The organism is Streptomyces similanensis, assembly GCF_039543625.1.
Taxonomy (GTDB): Bacteria; Actinomycetota; Actinomycetes; order Streptomycetales; family Streptomycetaceae; genus Streptomyces; species Streptomyces similanensis.
The window spans coordinates 15,618-35,441 of sequence record NZ_BAABKC010000128.1; the positions used below are offsets into that span (position 1 = coordinate 15,618).

Consider the following 19,824-nt stretch of genomic DNA (forward strand, 5'->3'; position numbering starts at 1 on the left):
GTACGGGACGCCCTTGACGCCTTCACCGCTCCCCCCTACATTGCTTCCAGATCGTAGAAAATACTTTCCGCTATACGGAAGTACGGACACAGCTCACCGCGGGGCGCGACGGGCGTGCGAATCCGGCAGCCGAAGACAGCAGAAGACAGCCGAAGCAGGAGTACTCGATGGCTCGTATGACCGCTGCCCGCGCGGCAGTTGAGATCCTCAAGCGCGAGGGCGTCGCCGACGCGTTCGGTGTGCCGGGCGCGGCGATCAACCCCTTCTACGCGGCCCTCAAGGCCTCCGGCGGCATCAACCACACCCTCGCCCGCCACGTCGAGGGCGCCTCCCACATGGCCGAGGGCTACACCCGCACCCACGCCGGCAACATCGGCGTCTGCATCGGCACCTCGGGCCCGGCCGGCACCGACATGATCACCGGTCTGTACTCGGCCATCGGCGACTCCATCCCGATCCTGTGCATCACGGGCCAGGCGCCCACCGCCGTGATCCACAAGGAGGACTTCCAGGCCGTCGACATCGCCTCCATCGCCAAGCCGGTGACCAAGATGGCGGTCACCGTCCTGGAGGCCGCGCAGGTCCCCGGCGTCTTCCAGCAGGCCTTCCACCTGATGCGCTCCGGCCGCCCCGGCCCGGTCCTGATCGACCTGCCGATCGACGTGCAGCTGACGGAGATCGAGTTCGACCCGGAGACCTACGAGCCGCTGCCCGTCTACAAGCCCGCCGCGACCCGCCCGCAGATCGAGAAGGCGCTCGCGATGCTGACCGCCGCCGAGCGGCCGCTGATCGTCGCGGGCGGCGGCGTCATCAACGCGGACGCGGCCGAACTGCTGGTGGAGTTCGCCGAGCTGACCGGCACGCCGGTCGTGCCGACCCTGATGGGCTGGGGCATCCTGCCCGACGACCACGAGCTGAACGCCGGCATGGTCGGCCTCCAGACCTCGCACCGCTACGGCAACGCGACCTTCCTGGAGTCCGACTTCGTCCTCGGCATCGGCAACCGCTGGGCCAACCGCCACACCGGCAAGCTGGACGTCTACACGGCCGGCCGCAAGTTCGTCCACGTCGACGTCGAGCCCACCCAGATCGGCAAGATCTTCGCCCCGGACTACGGCATCGCCTCCGACGCCAAGGCCGCGCTTGAGCTGTTCGTGACGGTCGCCAAGGAGCTGAAGGCGGCCGGCCGGCTGCCCGACCGCTCGGCCTGGGCGGCCTCCGCGCAGGAGCGCAAGGCCGCGCTCCAGCGCCGTACCCACTTCGACGACATCCCGATCAAGCCGCAGCGTGTCTACGAGGAGATGAACAAGGCGTTCGGCCCGGATACCCGGTACGTCTCCACCATCGGCCTCTCCCAGATCGCCGGCGCCCAGATGCTGCACGTCTACCGGCCGCGGCACTGGATCAACTGCGGCCAGGCGGGCCCGCTCGGCTGGACCATCCCGGCCGCGCTCGGCGTCGCCAAGGCCGACCCGGACGCCCCGGTCGTGGCGCTCTCCGGCGACTACGACTTCCAGTTCATGCTGGAGGAGCTGGCCGTCGGCGCGCAGCACAAGATCCCCTACGTGCACGTCCTGGTCAACAACTCCTACCTGGGCCTGATCCGCCAGGCGCAGCGGGCGTTCGACATCGACTTCCAGGTCAACCTGGAGTTCGAGAACGTCAACTCGCCCGAGCTGGGCGTCTACGGCGTCGACCACGTCAAGGTCGCCGAGGGCCTGGGCTGCAAGGCGATCCGGGTGACCGACCCGGCCGAGCTGGGCGCCGCCTTCGAGCAGGCCAAGAAGCTCGCCGCGGAGTTCCGGGTGCCGGTCGTGGTCGAGGCGATCCTGGAGCGCGTCACCAACATCTCCATGTCGGGCACCAACGACATCGGCAACGTCGTGGAGTTCGAGGAGCTGGCCACCGAGCCGGGCCACGCGCCGACCGCGATCAAGCCGCTCAAGGTCTGACGCACAGCCACACCGCCTGCACACCCGCACCACGCGAAGGGGTGGACCGTCCTGGGACGGTCCACCCCTTCGCCGTGCGTGCACAGCGGGCCCCGCCACCCCCGTACCGGCGGGTCCCGCTTCCCCCGTGCCCCCGTGCCCACAGGCCCCGCCGCCCCCGTTCCCGACGGGCCCTGTGTGAGGGGAAGTCTGCCCTCTTCCGACCCCCAGCGAAGCCCCCGCGACCGGGTTCAGAGCTTGATTTGAGCATGACGTAGTAGCCCTGGGCCCGATGCAGTACGCGGGCTCCGAGGAACATCCGCGTCGGATCAGATCGCGCGCCGGGCGCCCGTGCCCCGGTCGCCGTCCGCGCGCGTCAGCACGGCGCTGGTGACGAGGTCGAAGAGGTGGTCGGCGCGGGGCGCGAGCGCGGGTTGATCGCCGGCCCACGCGAGCATGGCCATCAGGGCGAAGAGGTCGTCGCCGTCGAGGTCGTCGCGGGCCGTGCCCGCGGCCTGGGCCCGAGCGAGGAGCCGGGCGCCGGCCGCGCGCAGGGTGACGCACGAGGCGTGCAGGGCGGATTCGGGGTCCTCGATGGCCGCCGCCATCAGGACGGTCACCCCTCGGTACTCGGTCGTCCAGGCGACGCAGTCGCGCACCCAGAAGGCGAGAGCGTCCTCGGCCGTGTGCGCCGTCTCCAGCTCACTCGCTCTGGTCGTCAGGTCGCCGAAGCTCGCGTGCAGCAGGCCCTCCAGGAGCGCCTCGCGCGTAGGGAAGTGCCGCAGCAGCGTCGCGAGGCCGACGCCGGCTCTGCGCGCGATGTCGCGCATCGACACATCGATGCCCCGCTCGGCCACGACGGGACCCGCCACGGCGAGCAGATGGTCGCGGTTTCGCTGCGCGTCGACTCGCATCGGTCTCCTTGCTTGACGAAACGGTTCACTGATCCATATATTCGGATCAGTGAACCGTTTATGTGGTGCACTGATCCGAATAAATGTATACCGTGCCGTAGGCAGGAGGAACACGATGCCGACCCGCATGATGAAAGCGATCCGGCTGCACGAGTTCGGCGGCCCCGAGGTGCTGCGCCACGAGGAGGTCGCGGTTCCCGAACCGGCCTCGGGCGAGGTGCTCGTCCGCGTGCGGGCGGTCGGTCTCAACCCGCCCGACTGGTACGTACGCGAGGGCATGCCCGGCGTCCCTCCCGAGTTCAGGCCCCCGTTCGACCTGCCCCTGATCCCGGGGACCGACGTCTCGGGTGTCGTGGAAGCCGTCGCCGCCGACGTCCCCGGCTTCACGGCCGGGGACGAGGTGATGGGGATGCTGCGCTTTCCCGGCCTGACGCAGAGCGGCGCGTACGCCGAGTACGTCACCGCACCCGCGGCCGACCTCGCGCCCAAGCCGGCCGCCGTGGACCACGCGCACGCTGCCGCGCTGCCCATGTCGGGGCTGACGGCGTGGCAGTACCTGATCGACGTCGGGCACGACCACCCCTCCCCGTTCCAGGAGGCGAGGCACCGCCCCGTGGCGCTGGGCGGCGACACCACGGTGCTCGTCAACGGAGCCGGCGGCGGCGTCGGCCACCTCGCCCTGCAACTGGCCAAGTGGAAGGGCGCCCACGTCATCGCCGTGGCCTCCGGCGCCCACGAGACCTTCCTCCACGGCCTCGGCGCCGACGAGTACATCGACTACACCGAGCAGCGCCCCGAGGACGTCGTCCGCGACGTCGACCTCGTCCTGGACGCCGTCGGGGGTCCCCGCAGCCGACGCTTCCTGCCCGCTCTCAAGCGCGGCGGCGCCCTGTACCCGGTGTACTTCGGAGAGTTCGACGACGAGGAGAACGCGAGGCTGGGCGTCACCGTGTCCGGCACGCAGGTACGAGCGAACGGCGCCCAGCTCGCGGAACTGGGACGCCTGCTGGACGCGGGCACGATCCGCGTCGCCGTCGACAGCACCTTCGCGCTCGCGGACGCCCGGGCGGCGCACGAGCGCGCCGCCCGGGGACACATCCAGGGCAAGATCGTGCTCACGGTCCCCTGAGGCGCCGAGGCCCCCGGAGGCTGCCTGTCCCGGTCCCGTTCAGGCGTCCTCGTGCTCCGACAGGCCCGGCCAGTCGTCCGGGCCGCCGCCCTGCCATTCGATGAGGTCGCTCTCCTCGACCTCGACCCGGTCCAGGTCGGCCAGGCGGAGGATCTCGACCACGTCGTCCAGGTGGGAGGCGAGCCCGAGCGTCACGTCGCCCTCGGTCACCCGCCGGGAGCCGTCCAGGGCCGGCGAATGCACCACGATGTGCGGATGCCGCGTGAGATGGTCCATGCCCTCAGCCTCCCGCCGGCGCGGCCGCCCCGCACCCGGAGAGGGAGGCCGGGCACGCCGAAGAGCGCCGGATGCGGGACCGTCCGCATCCGGCGCTCATCGGCCCGGTGAGGTATGAAGTTGTCGTTGGTGCCCGTCCGACGGCACGAGACTGGGCGCGACAGGACATTCGCGCCGCCGGACGGAGTCCGGTGGGGGAGGCGCCTCATCGGGTGAGGCGGTGTTCCGGGCTGGGACCGCGGTGATGCGACGGCCGTGCGCGGCCTTCCCTCTGGTCGAGAAGGCGCTGCGCTCGGCCTTCACCACCGCACTGGCTCGCATCCACCGCGGTCCTCGCCCTGACCGCGCAGGTACCGGCCGACCACCCCTCATCCGGGTCGTCCGGCGCCCGCGCGGGGCGTTGCGCGTCCGGCTCCCGACCTCCCCGTCGGGGGGCCGGACGCGGTGTGCGGGTCAGTCCTCGCGCAGGGCGCGGACCGCCGCCTCCACGCGCTTGCCGTACTCGGTGTCGGCGGCGTGGAAGTGTGCGAGGTTCTTCTCGACGACGTCGTTGCGGGTGACCTGCGAGAGGCCGCCGGCGATGGTCGCCACCAGACGCTGCCTGGAGTCCTCCGGCAGCAGCCGGTACAGCTCGCCCGCCTGGAAGAAGTCGTCGTCCTTGGTGTGCTGCGGGGCCTCGTGCGTCCCGGTGTGGCCGGACACGGCCAGCGCCGCCGCCAGCGGGGCGCCGGTCTCCACCGGGCCGTCGTACGAGTTGGGCTCGTAGTTCTTGGCGTACCGGTCCTGGGAGTTGGCGGCCATCAGGCCGTCGCGGCCGTAGTTGGCGGCGCCGCCCGGGACGGCCTTGGGCGCGTTCACCGCGAGCTGGGTGTGGTTGACGCCCAGGCGGTAGCGGTGGGCGTCGGCGTAGGCGAACAGCCGGCCCTGGAGCATCTTGTCCGGCGAGGGGCCGATGCCCGGCACGAAGTTGTTCGGGGAGAACGCGGCCTGCTCGACCTCGGCGAACACGTTGTCCGGGTTGCGGTCCAGCACCAGGCGGCCCACGCGCTTGAGCGGGTAGTCCGCGTGCGGCCACACCTTGGTCAGGTCGAACGGGTTGAAGCGGTAGTTCGCCGCCTCGGCCGCCGGCATGATCTGCACGTGCAGCGTCCAGGACGGGTGCACCCCGCGCTCGATCGCCTGGAGCAGGTCGGTCTGGTGCGAGTTGGCGTCCTGGCCCACCAGCTCGGCGGCCTGCTCGCCGGTCAGGCAGCGGATGCCCTGGTCGGTCTTGAAGTGGTACTTGACGAAGAACGCCTCGCCGGACCGGTTCGTCCACTGGTAGGTGTGCGAGCCGAAGCCGTCCATGTGGCGGTAGGACGCCGGGATGCCGCGGTCGCCCATCAGCCAGGTCACCTGGTGCGTGGCCTCGGGGGAGTGCGCCCAGAAGTCCCAGACGTTGTCCGGCTCCTGGCGGCCGGTGAACGGGTCGCGCTTCTGCGAGTGGATGAAGTCGGGGAACTTGATCGGGTCCTTGATGAAGAACACCGGGGTGTTGTTGCCGACGAGGTCGTAGTTGCCCTCCTCGGTGTAGAACTTCACCGCGAAGCCGCGCGGGTCGCGCACCGCGTCCGCGCCGCCGAGCGAGTCGGCCACGGTGGAGAAGCGCACGAACACCTCGGTGCGCTTGCCGATCTCGCTCAGGAAGTCGGCGTGCGTGAAGCCGGTGACGTCGTCGGTCACCTCGAAGCGGCCGTAGGCGCCGGAGCCGCGGGCGTGCACCACGCGCTCCGGGATGCGCTCGCGGTTGAAGCGCGCCAGCTTCTCCAGCAGGTGCTGGTCCTGGAGCAGGAGCGGGCCGCCGATGCCGGCGGAAGCGGAGTTCTGGTTGTCGGCGACCGGGGCGCCGGACTCTGTCGTGAGCACGCGCTTCGACATCGTGGACCTTCCATACGAGGGGCAGCGGAAACTTGTTTCCGCTTTGTGGAGCCTAGGTTTGGAGCGATCGGCGCGTCAACACTTTGTTGAATTGCTGTGTCAACAGTTTGTTGAAGAACGTCGACCGGCTGCCGGAGGTGGTTCCGGGCGACGCCGCCGCCTGGGCGCGACAGGACAGGTGTCAGCGGCGGCGTCGCCCGGAGGTCTCGGGTGGGACCGTCAGAGCTGGGCGCCGGACAGGCGCTCCACGGCCCGCAGCAGCGCCGAGTGGTCCAGGCCGCCGTCGCCCTGGGCGCGCAGCGAGGCCACCAGCTGGGCGACCACGGCGCCGACCGGCAGCGCGGCGCCGACGTTGCGGGCGGCGTCGGTGACGATGCCCATGTCCTTGTGGTGCAGGTCGATGCGGAAGCCCGGCTTGAAGTCCCGGTTCAGGAAGTTGTCCTTCTTGCGGGTCAGCACGGTCGAGCCGGCCAGGCCGCCGTTGAGGACGTCCAGGGCGGCGGCGAGGTCCACGCCGGACTTCTCCAGGAAGACCACGGCCTCGGCGCACGCCTGGATGTTCACGGCGACGATGAGCTGGTTGGCGGCCTTCACGGTCTGGCCCGAGCCGTGCGGACCGCACAGCACGATGGTCTTGCCCAGCGCGTCGAAGATCGGCTTGGCCTCGTCGAAGTCGGCGCGCTCGCCGCCGACCATGATGGACAGCACGGCCTCGATGGCGCCGGCCTCGCCGCCGGAGACCGGGGCGTCCAGGACGCGGATGCCCTTGTCCTTGGCGGCCTTGGCCAGGTCGACCGAGGTCTGCGGGGTGATCGAGGACATGTCGATCAGCAGCGCGCCGGACTTGGCGTTCTCCAGGATGCCGTCCGGGCCGTAGGCGATGGCCTCGACCTGCGGGGAGGCGGGCACCATGGTGATGACCACGTCGGCGTCCTTGACGGCCTCGGCGATCGAGCCGGCCGCGGAGCCGCCGGCGGCGGCCAGCCGGTCCAGCTTCTCCTGCTCCAGGGTGAAGCCGGTGACCTGGTAACCGGCCTTGATCAGGTTCTCGGACATGGGGGAGCCCATGATGCCGAGGCCGACCCAGGCAATCTTCGGAAGGGTGCTCATATCGAGGGTGCCTCTCTTGAAAAGCGGTGCTACGTCTGCGACTTCGGCGGGCCGGTCGAGGGCCCGGTGGGCTCAGCGGGCCGCGCGGGCCTCGGCCGGCAGCCAGTCGAAGGCCTCGGCGCTCGGCCGGTCGCCCGGCTTGTACTCCAGGCCGACCCAGCCGTCGTAACCGGCCTTGCGCAGCTGGTCGAGCAGCTCCTCCAGGGGGAGGGAGCCGGTGCCCGGGGCGCCGCGGCCGGGGTTGTCGGCGATCTGCACGTGGCCGGTCTTCGCCGCGTACCGCTCGATCACCGCCGGCAGGTCCTCGCCGTTCATCGACAGGTGGTACAGGTCCATCAGGAACTTGGCGTTGCCGAGGCCGGTGGCCGCGTTCACCTTGTCCACGACCTCGATCGCGGCGGGCGCGCTGACCAGCGGGCACAGCGGCGACTCGGGCTTGTTCAGCGCCTCGATCAGCAGCGTGCCGCCGATCCGGTTGACCGCGCGGGCCGCCAGGACCAGGTTCTCCAGGGCGAGCGCGTCCTGCTCGGCGGGGTCCACACCCTCGACGCGGTTGCCGTACAGCGCGTTGAACGCCGTGCAGCCGAGGGAGTCGGCGAAGCCGATCGCCACGTCGATGTTGGCGCGGAACCGCTCGGACTCCGCGCCGGGGACCGACAGCGCGCCCCGGTCGGGGCCCGGCAGCTGTCCGGCGTAGAAGTTCAGCCCGGTCAGCTGGACGCCCGCGTCCTCGATCGCCTTCTTGAGCGCGTCGAGCTCGGACTGCTCGGGGGTGGGGGCGTCGACCCAGGGCCACCACAGCTCGACCGCGGTGAAGCCGGCCGCGGCGGCGGCCGCGGGACGCTCCAGGAGCGGGAGTTCCGTGAAGAGGATCGACAGGTTGACGTTGAAGCGCTGGTCTGCGAATCCCATCGGGGGCCGCGCTCCCTTCCGTGTCGCTATTCCGTATTGCGGAAGTTCATTTCTGCTTAACGGAAGACTGCCGGTGAGAGTCGCGGCTTGTCAAGGGGGGAAGTCCGGCCGGTGCGCCCCCGGCCGGCCGGAAAGGCCCCGAAGCGCCGCCCGCGCGTTAGGTTGAGCGCGTGCGATTGAGAGTTGAGTTCACGACCGAACCCTTCGACCTGGACGAGGCGCCCGCCCACGCCGTGGTGGCCCGCGAGGTGGTCGAGGCGGCGGAGCTGGACGCCGTGGACGTCGGGCCGTTCGGCAACACCGCGGAAGGAGGCGCCGACGCGGTCCTGACCGCCGTGGACGCCCTGCTGCGCAAGAGCCTGAAGGCAGGCGCCACCCGTATCTCGCTCCAGGTCAACGTGATCGGGGAGGGTGATAGGTGACCGGGCAGGAGCCGTTCATCGCGGCCGTGAAGCCGCTGGTCGACGCGATCGGCGGCGAGCTGCTGCCGCCGGACGAGGCGGGTCTGGACGACGTGGTGCTCGCCTGGGAGGGCGTGGACGCCGTCGCGGTGCGCCTGCCGCAGCTCGCCGACTCCCTCGACCACATCCTGGCCGCCATGGAGCGCCGCAAGGGGGTGCCGCTCGCGGAACTGGACCGCAGGGCCAAACAGGAGATCGTCCGGGTCCTGGAGGCGCGCGGCGCCTTCTCGGTGCGGCACGGGGTGGAGACGGTGGCGGGCGCCCTCGGCGTCAGCCGCTTCACCGTCTACAACTACCTCAACCGGGAAAAGGAAGCCTGAGCGGCGTCCATCGGGAGGAGCACGGCAGGGCCGCTGCCGGGGGTTAACCGGCCCGACTCCGGGGTTTACCCGGAATTTTCAACAAAGTGTTGACGTGATGTTTCGGAGGGCGTTAGCTATCCGCAGCCCGTTCAGCACGAAGGCCGTTCGCGGCCACGGAGGCTCCCGTGACTACGACTTCCACGCCGTCGGGCCTCGCCCGCTTCAACGCCCTCCCGGACGACGCGGCCCGCGCCGCGCTCCGGGAGGCGTGCGCCGCCACGGCGTGGGCGGAGCGGCTCCGCGCCGCCCGCCCCTACGCCGACCCCGAGGACCTCTACGCCGCCAGTGACGCCGCCATGGCCGAGCTGACGGCGGCGGACCTGGCCGAGGCCATGGCCGGCCACCCGCCGATCGGCCGCCCCAAGCCCGGCGACCCGACCTCCGCCCGTGAGCAGAGCGGCATGGCCGGGGCGTCCGAGGACCTGAAGGCGGAGATGCTCGAACTCAACCTGGCCTACCAGGACAAGTTCGGCCATGTCTTCCTCATCTGCGCCACCGGCCGGACCGGCGAGCAGATGCGGGACGCGGTCAAGGAGCGGATCGGCAACTCGCCCGAGCAGGAACGGGAGATCGTCCGCACCGAATTGGGGAAGATCAACCGTATCCGGCTCGGCCGGCTGCTCGAAGACGCCTGAGCCCTGCTCGAAGACGCCCGAAGAGGAAAACATGAGCACCGAGACCACCGCCTCAGTGTCCACGCACATCCTGGACACCAGCGTCGGCCGCCCCGCCGAGGCCGTCGCCGTCCACCTCAGCGCCCGCTCGGGCAGCGACGGTGACTGGCAGGCGCTCGGCGGGTCCGCCACCGACGCGGACGGGCGGTGCAAGGACCTTCCGGCCCTGCCGGAGGGCGCCACCCACGTACGGCTCGACTTCGAGACCGAGTCGTACTTCGCCAAGAAACAAGCCGCGGCCCAGCAGGACGCCCCCGCGCTCCGGGACAGCGAGAACGGCCGGCCGGTGTTCTTCCCCGAGGTCACCATCACCTTCGCGGTGGTGCCCGGTGAGCACTACCACGTTCCGCTGCTGCTCAACCCGTTCGGCTACTCCGTTTACCGAGGGAGCTGACCGACACATGACCCGTTTCGTCCTGGGACAGAACCAGTACGGCAAGGCAGAGAACCGCGTTGTCAAGATCACGCGTGACGGCGACACGCACCACATCAAGGACCTGAACGTCTCCGTCGCCCTGTCCGGCGACATGGAGGAGGTCCACCGCAGCGGCTCCAACGCGAACGTCCTGCCGACGGACACCACCAAGAACACGGTGTTCGCCTTCGCCAAGGAGCACGGGATCCAGAGCGCCGAGGACCTCGGCGTCAAGCTCGCCCGCCACTTCGTGGACAACAACGAGCCCATCCACCGGGCCCGCATCCGCATCGAGGAGTACGGCTGGGAGCGGATCGAGACCTCGCAGTCCGGCGCCCGCTTCGTCGGCTCCGACGAGATCGCCCACTCCTTCGTCCGCAAGGGCCAGGAGACCCGCGTCGCGGAGATCACCTACGACGGCCACGGCATCCAGGTGCTCTCCGGGTTCAAGGACCTGACCGTCCTGAACTCCACCAACTCCGAGTTCTTCGGCTACCTCAAGGACAAGTACACCACCCTCACGGAGGACTACGACCGGATTCTGGCCACCACCGTCTCCACCTGGTGGCGGCACAACTGGGACGGCGTCGACTCGCACGCCCCGGACTGGGACCGCTCGTACAACGGGGTGCGCAAGCACGCGCTCCAGGCGTTCGCCGAGACCTACTCGTACTCGCTCCAGCAGACCCTCTTCGAGATGGGCGTGCGGGTGCTCAACTCCCGTGACGAGGTGGACGAGATCCGCTTCTCGATGCCCAACAAGCACCACTTCCGCTCGGACCTGTCGCCCTTCGGGATCGACAACGAGGCCAAGGACGGCGCCGTGTACTACGCCGCCGACCGCCCCTACGGCCTGATCGAGGCCACCATCCTGCGCGACGGCGCCGAACAACTCATCCCGGTCGACATGACCAACCTCTGACGCGGGACGCGCGCCACCGGCCCGGCCGCCCGGGCCGGTGGCGCGCCACACCGGAGGGAACACCATGGCACAGCCTGCAACGGAGCCGGCGAAAGGCTCCTGTTCCACCCCGCCGGTGCACATCGAGGACGCCGTCACGTCCGTGCACCCGGTGGACGAGAAGCTCCACCCCTCGCGGCTCGTCCCCGCAGCGCTCCAGCACATCGCCGCCATGTACGCGGGCGTCGTCACTCCTCCGCTCATCATCGGCCAGGCCTGCGGCCTCGACATCGCGGCCCGCACCCGGCTCATCGCCGCCTCGCTGCTCATCGCGGGCGTCGCCACCATCCTGCAGACCATCGGCGTCAAGGGCCTGGTCGGCAACCGGCTGCCCTTCGTCAACGCCGCCTCCTCGGCCGGCATCGCGCCCATCCTGGCCATCGCCGAGACCAACACCAAGGGTCACCAACTCCCCGCCATCTACGGCGCGGTGATGGTCGCCGGCGTCTTCTGCCTCGCCGTCGGACCGTTCTTCGGACGGCTCCTCAGGTTCTTCCCGCCGCTGGTCACCGGCGTGGTCATCACGCTCATCGGCGTCACGCTGATGCCCGTGCCCGTCGGCTGGGCGCAGGGCGGCGACAAGACCGCCACCGACTTCGGCTCGATGCGCAACCTCGCGCTCGCCGGCTTCACCCTCGTCGTCATCCTGCTGATCCAGCGCTTCGGCCAGGGCTTCGTCAAGCAAGTCGCCCTGCTGTTCGGCCTGTTGATCGGCACCCTGGCCGCGATCCCGTTCGGCATGGCCGACTTCAGCGGCATCCGCTCCGCGCCGGTGGCCGCGCTGCCCACCCCGTTCGCCTTCGGCGCCCCCGAGTTCCAGCCCGCGGCCATCCTGTCGCTGTGCATCGTCATGCTGGTGCTGATGACCGAGTCCAGCGCCGGAATGCTCGCGCTCGGCGAGATCTGCGGCCGCCGCGCCGACTCCCGCACCATCACCCGCGGCCTGCGCACCGACGGCATCGCCACCCTGCTCGGCCCCGTCTTCGGCGGCTTCCCCACCTCCGCCTTCGCCCAGAACGTCGGCGTCGTCTCGCTCACCCGGGTGCGCAGCCGCTACGTCGTCGCCGTCGCCGGCGGCGCCCTGCTGGTCCTCGGCGCCTTCCCGGTGCTCGGCGCGGTCGTCTCCCTCGTGCCGATGCCGGTCCTCGGCGGCGCGGGCATCGTCCTGTTCGGCTCCATCGCCGTCAGCGGCATCCGCACCCTCTCGGAGGCGGGCCTCGACGACAGCTCCAACATCATCCTGGTGGCCGTCGCCCTCGGCGCGGGCATCATCCCCCTGGCCGCGCCGACCTTCTACGCCGAGTTCCCGGCCTGGGCGCAGACCGTCCTCGGCTCCGGGATCAGCGCCGGCGCCATCGTCGCGGTCTCCCTCAACCTGTTCTTCCACCATCTCGGCACCCGGAGCCGCACCGCGGCCCCGGCACTCAAATCCTCCTAGGGTCCTGCCGTGCCCTCCCCGTGGTCCCTCCGGCCACGGGCCGCCACTCACAGACAAGGAAGCGCCATGGCACCATCGGCAGCCCAGCGCATCGTCATCGAGAACTGTTCGATCGCGACCGTGGACGCGAACGACACCGAGTACGCCTCCGGGCACATCGTCATCGCCGGCAACCGGATCGAGTCCATCGGCGCCGGCCGGGCCCCCGAGAACCTGGCCGACGTCGAGCGCCGGATCGACGCGAGCGGCCACCTGGTCACGCCCGGTCTGATCAACACCCACCACCACTTCTACCAGTGGATCACCCGGGGCCTGGCCACCGACCACAACCTGTTCAACTGGCTCGTCGCGCTCTACCCCACCTGGGCGCGCATCGACGAGGAGATGGTGTACGCCGCGGCCCAGGGCTCGCTGGCGATGATGGCCCGCGGCGGCGTCACCACCGCCATGGACCACCACTACGTCTTCCCGCAGGGCTCCGGCGACCTGTCCGGCGCCGTGATCCGCGCCGCCCGCGAGATGGGCGTCCGCTTCACCCTGGCCCGCGGGTCGATGGACCGCAGCGAGAAGGACGGCGGCCTGCCCCCGGACTTCGCCGTCGAGACGCTGGAGGGCGCGCTCGCCGCCACCGAGGAGACCGTCAAGAAGCACCACGACGCCTCCTTCGACGCCATGACCCAGGTGGCCGTGGCGCCCTGCTCCCCGTTCTCCGTCTCCACCGAACTGATGCGCCAGGGCGCCGAGCTGGCCCGCCGCCTCGGCGTACGGCTGCACACCCACGGCTCGGAGACGGTGGAGGAGGAGAAGTTCTGCCACGAGCTGTTCGGCATGGGCCCCACCGACTACTTCGAGTCCACCGGCTGGCTGGGCGAGGACGTGTGGATGGCGCACTGCGTCCACATGAACGACAGCGACATCGCCGCCTTCGCCCGCACGAAGACCGGCGTGGCGCACTGCCCGTCCTCCAACGCGCGTCTGGCGGCCGGCATCGCCCGGGTCCCCGACATGCTGGCGGCCGGCGTCCCGGTCGGCCTGGGCGTGGACGGCACCGCCTCCAACGAGTCCGGCGAACTCCACACCGAACTGCGCAACGCCCTGCTGATCAACCGGCTCGGCGCGCACCGCGAGGCCGCCCTGAACGCCCGCCAGGCGCTGCGGCTCGGCACCCACGGCGGCGCCACGGTCCTCGGCCGGGCCGAGCAGACCGGCTCGCTGGAGGCCGGCAAGCTCGCCGACCTGGTGCTGTGGAAGCTGGACACCCTGGCCCACGCGTCGATCGCCGACCCGGTGACCGCCCTCGTCTTCGGCGCCGCGGCCCCCGTGACGGCCTCCTTCGTCAACGGTCGCCAGATCGTCGAGAACGGCCGCCTGCTGCACGCGGACGAGGACGCCATCGCGCACTCGACCCGCACCGAGGCCCAGCGCCTGGCCCGGATCGCCGCCCAGCGCTGATCCGCACCGAAGCTCCGGCCGGGGGGGACGGCCCCCGGCCGGGAGCCGTGGACCCGAGCGGGGTCCGCGGCGGCCGGCTCCGGGGCGCGCGTGGACGCGCGCGCCCCGGGACGGTGTCCGTCCGCCACTCCCCGAGGGTCCCCCCAGGACCCGCCCCCGGTCCCGCACGACCACACACGCATTACCTCCAAGACACCCACGTCAGCAGACGTGTTACCCGACCGGAGGAGCAGCCGTGGCCACTCACCCCGCACCCCGCGATGAGGCACGACAGCCAGCCGAGTCCACCCACCCCGTCGACGAGAAACTCCCCGCGCTCAAAATGGCGACCAGCGGCCTCCAGCACGTGGCCGCCATGTACGCGGGCGTGGTCGCCCCGCCCCTGATCGTCGGCGCGGCCGTCGGCCTGTCCGGCACCGAACTGACCTTCCTCACCGGCGCCTGCCTGTTCACGGCCGGTCTCGCCACCTTCCTCCAGACCCTCGGCATCTGGAAGATCGGCGCCCGCCTGCCCTTCGTCAACGGCGTCACCTTCGCCGGCGTCGCGCCGATGACGGCGATCGTCGCCTCCACCAAGGACAAGTCCGACGCTCTGCCGATCATCTTCGGCGCGGTCATCGTCGCCGGCCTCCTCGGCTTCCTCGCCGCGCCCGTCTTCTGCAAGGCGGTCCGCTTCTTCCCGCCCGTGGTCACCGGCACCGTCATCACCCTGATCGGCGTCTCCCTGCTGCCCGTCGCCTTCGGCTGGGCCCAGGGCCCGAACCCGGCCGGACACGACTACGGCTCCGCGAAATACCTCACCCTGGCCGGCATCACCCTCGTCGTCGTCCTGCTGCTGCGCCGCTTCACCCGGGGCTTCGTCAAGCAGATCGCCGTCCTGCTGGGCCTGATCGCCGGCACGCTCATCGCGATACCCTTCGGCGTCACCGACTTCGGTCCGGTCGCCGACGCCGACGTGGTCGGCTTCCCCACCCCCTTCCACTTCGGCGCGCCGCAGTTCCAGCTCGCGGCGATCGTGTCGATGTGCGTGGTGATGGTGGTCTCCATGACCGAGTCCACCGCCGACATGCTCGCCCTCGGCGAGGTCGTCGAGCGCCCCGCCGACGAGGAGACGATCAAGCGGGGCCTGCGCGCCGACACCCTCGGCTCGGCCCTCAGCCCGCTGTTCAACGGCTTCATGTGCAGCGCCTTCGCCCAGAACATCGGCCTGGTGGCGATGACCCGGGTGCGCAGCCGCTTCGTGGTCGCCACCGGCGGCGGCTTCCTGGTGCTGATGGGCCTGTGCCCGATGGCCGCCTCGCTGATCGCGGTCGTCCCGCGCCCGGTGCTCGGCGGCGCGGGTGTGGTGCTGTTCGGCTCGGTCGCCGCCAGCGGCATCCAGACCCTGGCCCGGGCCGGGCTCGACAAGGACAACAACGTCCTCATCGTGGCCGTGTCGCTGGCCGTCGGCGTCATCCCGATCACCGTGCCGGACTTCTACCACGCCTTCCCGGAGACGGCCCGGATCGTCCTCGACTCCGGCATCTCCACCGGCTGCGTCGCCGCCGTCGTCCTCAACCTGGTCTTCAACCACCTCGGCAAGTCCCGCAAAGAGGAGCGGGACGTCACCCACCCGATGGAGGCGGGCGAGGAGATCGCCGTCGTGCACTGACGACACGGACGCGACCGTTTCACGGGGTACGGCCCGGCTGCCACCGGGCCGTACCCCGTTCCACGCTCTCGCGCCCCCGCTCTACAGCCCGAACAGCGCCGGATCCGAGGCGAGTTCCTTGAAGTGCTCGTCCGGAGCGGCGACCAGCTTGCGGGTCTTCAGGTCCAGCAGACCGCCGACCGCGCTGATCTCGGCCGCCACCGTGCCGTCGGCCTTGCGGACCGTCTGCTCGATCCGGAACGTCCGGCCGCCCTCCCAGGAGAACGCGCAGCTGACGTCGATCTCGTCACCGGCCAGCAGCTCCCGGCGGTAGCGGATCGTCGTCTCCAGCGCCACCGGACCCACCCCGCGGGAGACCAGTCCCGTCTGGGTGATCCCGGCCGCCTGGAGCAGCGCCCAGCGGGCGTGCTCCCCGTAGTTGAGGTACACGGCCTGGTTGACGTGGCCCTGTGTGTCGGTCTCGTACCCGCGCACGGTCACCCGCACGGAAAACGGCTCGCTCACTGCATCCCCCTCAGCACCCGATCGCCTCTGCGTTCCCCCCGATCTTGCCATGCCGTTCACACCCGGCGCGGGGACGCCAGCAGGTACCGGACCCGGGTGCGCGGCTCCGTGTACTCCCCGGCCTGCCAGCCCGCCCGCTCCAGCGCGGCCGCGCACGCCCGCAGCGCCTCGCCGTCCGGGCCGTGCACGGCGACCGCCTCCGGCTGCGCGGTCGCCCGCACCCGGTACCCGTCGTCCCCGTCCGGCCCGGCGGGACGGCACCCGGCCGCCTCCAGGGCCAGCGCCGCGGCCCGCACCAGATGCGTACGCTCCCACCCGCACGGCCGCTGGACGCTGCCGTCCGGATGGGTCATCCGCCGCAGCTCCAGCAGCCCCTGCCAGGCGCTGTGCACCTCGCGGAGGCGGGCGGGGGAGGCGTCCACCGGCTGCTCCTCGCCACCGACCCGGGCGGCGAACACGCCGCCGGCGCCCTCCTGCGGGGCGGCGGCGGGTGCGCTGTCGGCCGGACCGGCGGAGCCCCCGGTCGCGGGCTCGGCCTCCCGTATCCGGTGCCCGGCGGGGGTGAGGAAGTGGTCGTGCGGCGGGCGCGGATGCCGGAAGGCGAGCCCCCGCTGCACCAGCGCGGCGAGCTGCGCCGGGGTGCCGCGCAGTCGCCCGGTCACCGGGTCCGCGGCGTCGATGACGCGGCGCTGCGCGGCCGTCGGCGGTCGTGTCACGGTGTCCCCCCTCCCCGGGCCGTTGCTGCTCAGCAGCGTACGACCCGGGTCTGACAGCGGGGCGGGGTCCGTCGTCAGTCGGAGGACTGGGCCGGTGCGGGCGGCCGGATGTTCCAGCCCGCGATCACCGGCCGGTCGTGCTCGGTGCCCAGCCGGCATACGGTCCCCGTGGCCAGCTGGAACAGCGCGCCCGCCGACGGCGGCAGACCGAGCCGCCGCGCGGTGAGCACCCGCAGGAAGTGGCCGTGCGCCACCAGCAGCACGACGCCCTCCGTGTTGGCGAAGGCGGCGTCCACCCGCGCCAGCATCCGGTCGGCCCGCTCGCCGACCTGCTCCACGCTCTCCCCGGGATGCTCCGGCGGCCCCGGCGCCACCCCGTCCGTGAACAGGAACCAGCCCGGCCGGGTGCGCTGGATCTCGGGCGTGGTCACACCTTCGTAGCCGCCGTAGTCCCACTCGTGCAGATCCGGGTCCACCCGGGCGTCGTGCACACCGATGAGCTGAGCCGTCTCCCGCGCCCGCTGCGAGGGGCTGACGAACGCCGCGCCGATGCGGTGCGAGCGGATCAGCGGCACCAGCCGCCGTGCCTCCTCGCGGCCGTGCTCGGTGAGCGGCACGTCCGTGCAGCCGGTGTGCCGCCCGGAGCGCGACCACTCGGTCTCTCCGTGCCGGACGAGAAAGAGGTCACCCACGTCCGCTGTTCCTTCCCTGTCGTCGCCGACGACACCTTGACACGCACCGGGTACGGCCGCAGCAGGGGCTGGGCCGTACGGCCGGTGTGGACTCCCGCCTCATTACGCCGAGGCGTAGGAGAGGAACGCGGCCCATCCCTCCGGGGGGAAGGCGAGGTGGGGGCCTTGGGCGGCCTTGGAGTCGCGGACGTGGATGGTCTGGGGCGTGTGGGCGACCTCCACACACTCAGGGCCGTCGGTGGTGCTGTAGCTGCTCTTGAACCACTCCAGCGCGGAATCGTTTCCAGCCGCGGGGTTGGTCATCATGTCTCTCCTAGCACTTCTTTGATGATGGTCAGCGATTTGCGGGGCGTGAGAGCCTGAGCCCGGATGATGCCGTAGCGAGCCTCCAGGATCTGGATCTCTTTCGGGTGGGACATGAGGCTGCTGATGAGTTGTGCTTCCGAGTGCGCCACCGTGTCCCCTTCCTTGAGCCGCATCAGCTGGATCGATCCGTTGAGGCCGGCGTGGTCGTCGGTGTTCGTGAGCATCACCTGGATCTCCACGTGCCGCCGTTGGCCGATCTCAATCAGATGTTCGAGCTGGTTCCGCATGACCATTCTGTCCCCAAGAGGGCGTCGCAAGGTCACCTCTTCCAGGACGAAGCTGAAGACGGGTGCCGGCCGCCTGTCGAAGATGTCCTGCCGAGCCAGCCGCGCGGCGACGAGGCGTTCCAGTTCCTCTTCGCCGAAGACCGGGCGACGTGTGCCGTACAAGGCTCTGGCGTACTCCGGCGTCTGGAGCAGGCCATGGACGACGGAGTTTGCGTACGAGCAGATCTCGACCGCGTCCCCCTCCAACTTCCGCAGGTCACGTACCTTCTTCGGATACCGGGCCTCCTCCACGTCCTTCGTCAGCTCAGTGATCACGCCGCCCGCGTCCAGTACCCGGTCGGCATCCAACAGGAACTGCTCCTTGGGAGCGCGCCGTCCCCGCTCCACCGAGGACACCTGTTCCTCGCTGTAGCGGATGGCCTTGCCCAGCTCGGCCTGGGTGAGCCCCGCGCGCAAGCGGAACCTTTTGATGACCCTGCCGACCGTGCGGAGCACCGCCGCCGACTCCTCGTCGTCCCAGCCCGCTTCCATCGTGTCGCCGGTCTGTGAACCGTCTTCCATCGCGCTCATGATCTGACACCTCCGTGTGTTGCCAGTCCCCAACGCCCCGCCGGTGCACGGCGTAACGCGTCGCCGCCCGTACAGACCCGGACAGCACCCGGACAGCCACGCTGCGTACTGTCGCCGTGGCTGTGCAGCGTAGTGACGAGCCACCACGCTGGGTGACATGAACGCTGATATCTCCACCCCCGGGTGGACCACCGCGCCCACGGGCCAGTTCACGATCTGTCTGACGGCCACGCCGAGAGGCGCCCGGCTGGCCCGCCGCCTGGCATCGCAGCAACTGGCGGACTGGGGCTGGGGGCACGACAGCGAGGCGAGCGGGACGGTCGCGCTGCTGGTCGCGGAACTCACCGCGAACGCGGTGCGGCACGGCAAGGTGCGGGGCCGGGACTTCCGCCTGACGCTGACCCTGTACGCGGCGGACCCGGCGCTGCGCATCGAGGTCACGGACGCGCGGCCGAACAGTCGGCCGCCGACGCCGGGCGCGCTCCCGCAGTCGCTTCCGGACGCGGAGTCGGGCCGGGGCCTGATGCTGGTCGAGGCGCTGTCGACACACTGGGGAGTGACGAGCGGCGACCCGTACACGAAGACGGTCTGGTGCGAGGTGCTTCTCACCTGACTACCTCAGTCGACGCCCCGGAGATACACCCGGCTGTGCTGTGCGTCGAGCGGATGCACCGCGATGGTCAGCGAGTTCAGCTCGCCCCGGCAGGGTGTGCACACCGGCCCCTCAGTGACGTCGGCGAGCGCTTCCGGTTCCGGCAGCCCGAGATGGGCGAACGGAGCGGCCGGTTCGCCGTCACCGGCGGAGGCGAGGGGACGGGCGCGGTGCCCGAGAGGACTGTCGGGCCGCAACTCCCGCACGAACGCCTCGGTGTCACCTCTCGGCAGCGTGAACGCGAGCAGCAGCCCGTCGTCCTGGAACCCCTTCTGCCGGGCGGCCCGCACATCGGTGGCGCCCGCCGGTACCGCCGTGTTCATGCGCCGGGCGACCTGCGCCGGCGTCGTCCCCTCGACCCAGTACGGCACCCGCCGCCCGGCCGGCTCCGAGGAGCAGGCCCCCAGCGCACACCCCAGCACGACGACGAGCAGCCCCTTGACCGCGCCCTTCCAGTACACACGCCTCGTACGCCTGAACGAATGCCTCACCAG

Annotated in this window: 22 protein-coding genes; 11 read left to right on the forward strand and 11 right to left on the reverse strand. The window is 71.0% G+C overall.

The window, feature by feature from the left end:
* Positions 1-167 precede the first annotated feature (167 nt).
* Positions 168-1,952 carry a glyoxylate carboligase gene (gene gcl, locus ABEB07_RS34570; protein WP_176151033.1) on the forward strand — a complete coding sequence of 595 codons (1,785 nt, stop codon included), beginning with the start codon at positions 168-170 and terminating at the stop codon, positions 1,950-1,952.
* A gap of 308 nt (positions 1,953-2,260) precedes the next feature.
* Here gcl and ABEB07_RS34575 read toward each other — a convergent pair whose 3' ends face one another.
* Positions 2,261-2,845: a TetR/AcrR family transcriptional regulator gene (locus tag ABEB07_RS34575; RefSeq protein ID WP_345671996.1), complete on the reverse strand. Its 585-nt coding sequence runs from the start codon at positions 2,843-2,845 to the stop codon at positions 2,261-2,263.
* A gap of 115 nt (positions 2,846-2,960) precedes the next feature.
* Between ABEB07_RS34575 and ABEB07_RS34580 the strand changes: the two genes are divergently transcribed.
* Positions 2,961-3,974, forward strand: a complete 1,014-nt coding sequence (locus ABEB07_RS34580) for an NADP-dependent oxidoreductase (protein ID WP_345671997.1) — start codon at positions 2,961-2,963, stop codon at positions 3,972-3,974.
* A gap of 39 nt (positions 3,975-4,013) precedes the next feature.
* Here the strand turns inward: ABEB07_RS34580 and ABEB07_RS34585 are convergent, their stop codons facing one another.
* The 4 genes from ABEB07_RS34585 to ABEB07_RS34600 all read right to left on the reverse strand — a co-directional run bounded on the left by ABEB07_RS34585 (position 4,014) and on the right by ABEB07_RS34600 (position 8,189).
* Positions 4,014-4,250, reverse strand: a complete 237-nt coding sequence (locus ABEB07_RS34585; RefSeq protein WP_164588327.1) for a hypothetical protein — start codon at positions 4,248-4,250, stop codon at positions 4,014-4,016.
* A 453-nt stretch (positions 4,251-4,703) separates the two neighbouring features.
* Complete coding sequence (locus ABEB07_RS34590) at positions 4,704-6,167, reverse strand: catalase (protein WP_345671998.1); 1,464 nt, start codon at positions 6,165-6,167, stop codon at positions 4,704-4,706.
* A gap of 219 nt (positions 6,168-6,386) precedes the next feature.
* On the reverse strand, positions 6,387-7,277 hold the full coding sequence (locus ABEB07_RS34595) for a 2-hydroxy-3-oxopropionate reductase (protein WP_164588329.1): 891 nt from the start codon (positions 7,275-7,277) through the stop codon (positions 6,387-6,389).
* 72 nt (positions 7,278-7,349) lie between these two features.
* Positions 7,350-8,189, reverse strand: coding sequence for a TIM barrel protein (locus ABEB07_RS34600; RefSeq protein WP_345671999.1), 840 nt, complete (start codon positions 8,187-8,189; stop codon positions 7,350-7,352).
* Between the two features lie 170 nt (positions 8,190-8,359).
* Here ABEB07_RS34600 and ABEB07_RS34605 point away from each other — a divergent pair, with 170 nt between their 5' ends.
* The 8 genes from ABEB07_RS34605 (at position 8,360) to ABEB07_RS34640 (ending at position 15,603) form a co-directional block, all read left to right on the forward strand.
* Positions 8,360-8,611 (forward strand): YkoF family thiamine-binding protein, encoded by a 252-nt coding sequence (locus tag ABEB07_RS34605; RefSeq protein WP_176151038.1) that lies wholly within the window; start codon positions 8,360-8,362, stop codon positions 8,609-8,611.
* Complete coding sequence (locus tag ABEB07_RS34610) at positions 8,608-8,970, forward strand: helix-turn-helix domain-containing protein (protein WP_164588332.1); 363 nt, start codon at positions 8,608-8,610, stop codon at positions 8,968-8,970. The genes ABEB07_RS34605 and ABEB07_RS34610 overlap by 4 nt, the downstream gene beginning before the upstream one ends.
* A gap of 167 nt (positions 8,971-9,137) precedes the next feature.
* The gene (gene uraD / locus ABEB07_RS34615; RefSeq protein WP_164588333.1) at positions 9,138-9,647 is read left to right on the forward strand and encodes a 2-oxo-4-hydroxy-4-carboxy-5-ureidoimidazoline decarboxylase; all 510 of its coding nucleotides are present in this window, start codon (positions 9,138-9,140) and stop codon (positions 9,645-9,647) included.
* A gap of 31 nt (positions 9,648-9,678) precedes the next feature.
* On the forward strand, positions 9,679-10,080 hold the full coding sequence (gene uraH / locus ABEB07_RS34620; protein ID WP_164588334.1) for a hydroxyisourate hydrolase: 402 nt from the start codon (positions 9,679-9,681) through the stop codon (positions 10,078-10,080).
* Positions 10,081-10,087: 7 nt separating this feature from the next.
* On the forward strand, positions 10,088-11,023 hold the full coding sequence (gene pucL, locus ABEB07_RS34625) for a factor-independent urate hydroxylase (RefSeq protein ID WP_345672000.1): 936 nt from the start codon (positions 10,088-10,090) through the stop codon (positions 11,021-11,023).
* Positions 11,024-11,087: 64 nt separating this feature from the next.
* Complete coding sequence (locus ABEB07_RS34630; RefSeq protein ID WP_176151039.1) at positions 11,088-12,500, forward strand: nucleobase:cation symporter-2 family protein; 1,413 nt, start codon at positions 11,088-11,090, stop codon at positions 12,498-12,500.
* 66 nt (positions 12,501-12,566) lie between these two features.
* Positions 12,567-13,952: an 8-oxoguanine deaminase gene (locus tag ABEB07_RS34635; RefSeq protein WP_164588337.1), complete on the forward strand. Its 1,386-nt coding sequence runs from the start codon at positions 12,567-12,569 to the stop codon at positions 13,950-13,952.
* Positions 13,953-14,187: 235 nt separating this feature from the next.
* Positions 14,188-15,603: a nucleobase:cation symporter-2 family protein gene (locus tag ABEB07_RS34640; protein ID WP_425589134.1), complete on the forward strand. Its 1,416-nt coding sequence runs from the start codon at positions 14,188-14,190 to the stop codon at positions 15,601-15,603.
* Positions 15,604-15,684: 81 nt separating this feature from the next.
* On the opposite strand, the gene ABEB07_RS34645 is transcribed toward ABEB07_RS34640, so the two are convergent.
* The 5 genes from ABEB07_RS34645 to ABEB07_RS34665 form a co-directional block, all read right to left on the reverse strand.
* Positions 15,685-16,107, reverse strand: coding sequence for an acyl-CoA thioesterase (locus ABEB07_RS34645; RefSeq protein WP_345672001.1), 423 nt, complete (start codon positions 16,105-16,107; stop codon positions 15,685-15,687).
* A gap of 56 nt (positions 16,108-16,163) precedes the next feature.
* On the reverse strand, positions 16,164-16,823 hold the full coding sequence (locus ABEB07_RS34650; protein ID WP_176151041.1) for a hypothetical protein: 660 nt from the start codon (positions 16,821-16,823) through the stop codon (positions 16,164-16,166).
* A gap of 74 nt (positions 16,824-16,897) precedes the next feature.
* Complete coding sequence (locus ABEB07_RS34655) at positions 16,898-17,515, reverse strand: histidine phosphatase family protein (RefSeq protein WP_345672002.1); 618 nt, start codon at positions 17,513-17,515, stop codon at positions 16,898-16,900.
* A gap of 102 nt (positions 17,516-17,617) precedes the next feature.
* Complete coding sequence (locus ABEB07_RS34660) at positions 17,618-17,818, reverse strand: DUF397 domain-containing protein (RefSeq protein ID WP_345672140.1); 201 nt, start codon at positions 17,816-17,818, stop codon at positions 17,618-17,620.
* Complete coding sequence (locus ABEB07_RS34665; protein ID WP_345672003.1) at positions 17,818-18,678, reverse strand: helix-turn-helix domain-containing protein; 861 nt, start codon at positions 18,676-18,678, stop codon at positions 17,818-17,820. The genes ABEB07_RS34660 and ABEB07_RS34665 overlap by 1 nt, the downstream gene beginning before the upstream one ends.
* 157 nt (positions 18,679-18,835) lie before the next feature.
* Between ABEB07_RS34665 and ABEB07_RS34670 the strand changes: the two genes are divergently transcribed.
* A complete protein-coding gene (locus ABEB07_RS34670) occupies positions 18,836-19,291 on the forward strand; it encodes an ATP-binding protein (RefSeq protein ID WP_345672004.1) in 456 nt (151 codons plus the stop codon).
* 5 nt (positions 19,292-19,296) lie between these two features.
* On the opposite strand, the gene ABEB07_RS34675 is transcribed toward ABEB07_RS34670, so the two are convergent.
* Positions 19,297-19,821, reverse strand: coding sequence for a hypothetical protein (locus ABEB07_RS34675; RefSeq protein WP_345672005.1), 525 nt, complete (start codon positions 19,819-19,821; stop codon positions 19,297-19,299).
* Between the last annotated feature and the right edge of the window lie 3 nt (positions 19,822-19,824).

Bases quoted from the DNA above. Each gene is read 5' to 3' on its own strand.
- gcl (WP_176151033.1), top strand. From the start codon at position 168: ATGGCTCGTATGACCGCTGCCCGCGCGGCAGTTGAGATCCTCAAGCGC.
- ABEB07_RS34575 (WP_345671996.1), bottom strand. From the start codon at position 2,845: ATGCGAGTCGACGCGCAGCGAAACCGCGACCATCTGCTCGCCGTGGCG.
- ABEB07_RS34580 (WP_345671997.1), top strand. From the start codon at position 2,961: ATGCCGACCCGCATGATGAAAGCGATCCGGCTGCACGAGTTCGGCGGC.
- ABEB07_RS34585 (WP_164588327.1), bottom strand. From the start codon at position 4,250: ATGGACCATCTCACGCGGCATCCGCACATCGTGGTGCATTCGCCGGCC.
- ABEB07_RS34590 (WP_345671998.1), bottom strand. From the start codon at position 6,167: ATGTCGAAGCGCGTGCTCACGACAGAGTCCGGCGCCCCGGTCGCCGAC.
- ABEB07_RS34595 (WP_164588329.1), bottom strand. From the start codon at position 7,277: ATGAGCACCCTTCCGAAGATTGCCTGGGTCGGCCTCGGCATCATGGGC.
- ABEB07_RS34600 (WP_345671999.1), bottom strand. From the start codon at position 8,189: ATGGGATTCGCAGACCAGCGCTTCAACGTCAACCTGTCGATCCTCTTC.
- uraH (WP_164588334.1), top strand. From the start codon at position 9,679: ATGAGCACCGAGACCACCGCCTCAGTGTCCACGCACATCCTGGACACC.
- pucL (WP_345672000.1), top strand. From the start codon at position 10,088: ATGACCCGTTTCGTCCTGGGACAGAACCAGTACGGCAAGGCAGAGAAC.
- ABEB07_RS34630 (WP_176151039.1), top strand. From the start codon at position 11,088: ATGGCACAGCCTGCAACGGAGCCGGCGAAAGGCTCCTGTTCCACCCCG.
- ABEB07_RS34635 (WP_164588337.1), top strand. From the start codon at position 12,567: ATGGCACCATCGGCAGCCCAGCGCATCGTCATCGAGAACTGTTCGATC.
- ABEB07_RS34660 (WP_345672140.1), bottom strand. From the start codon at position 17,818: ATGACCAACCCCGCGGCTGGAAACGATTCCGCGCTGGAGTGGTTCAAG.
- ABEB07_RS34665 (WP_345672003.1), bottom strand. From the start codon at position 18,678: ATGAGCGCGATGGAAGACGGTTCACAGACCGGCGACACGATGGAAGCG.
- ABEB07_RS34670 (WP_345672004.1), top strand. From the start codon at position 18,836: ATGAACGCTGATATCTCCACCCCCGGGTGGACCACCGCGCCCACGGGC.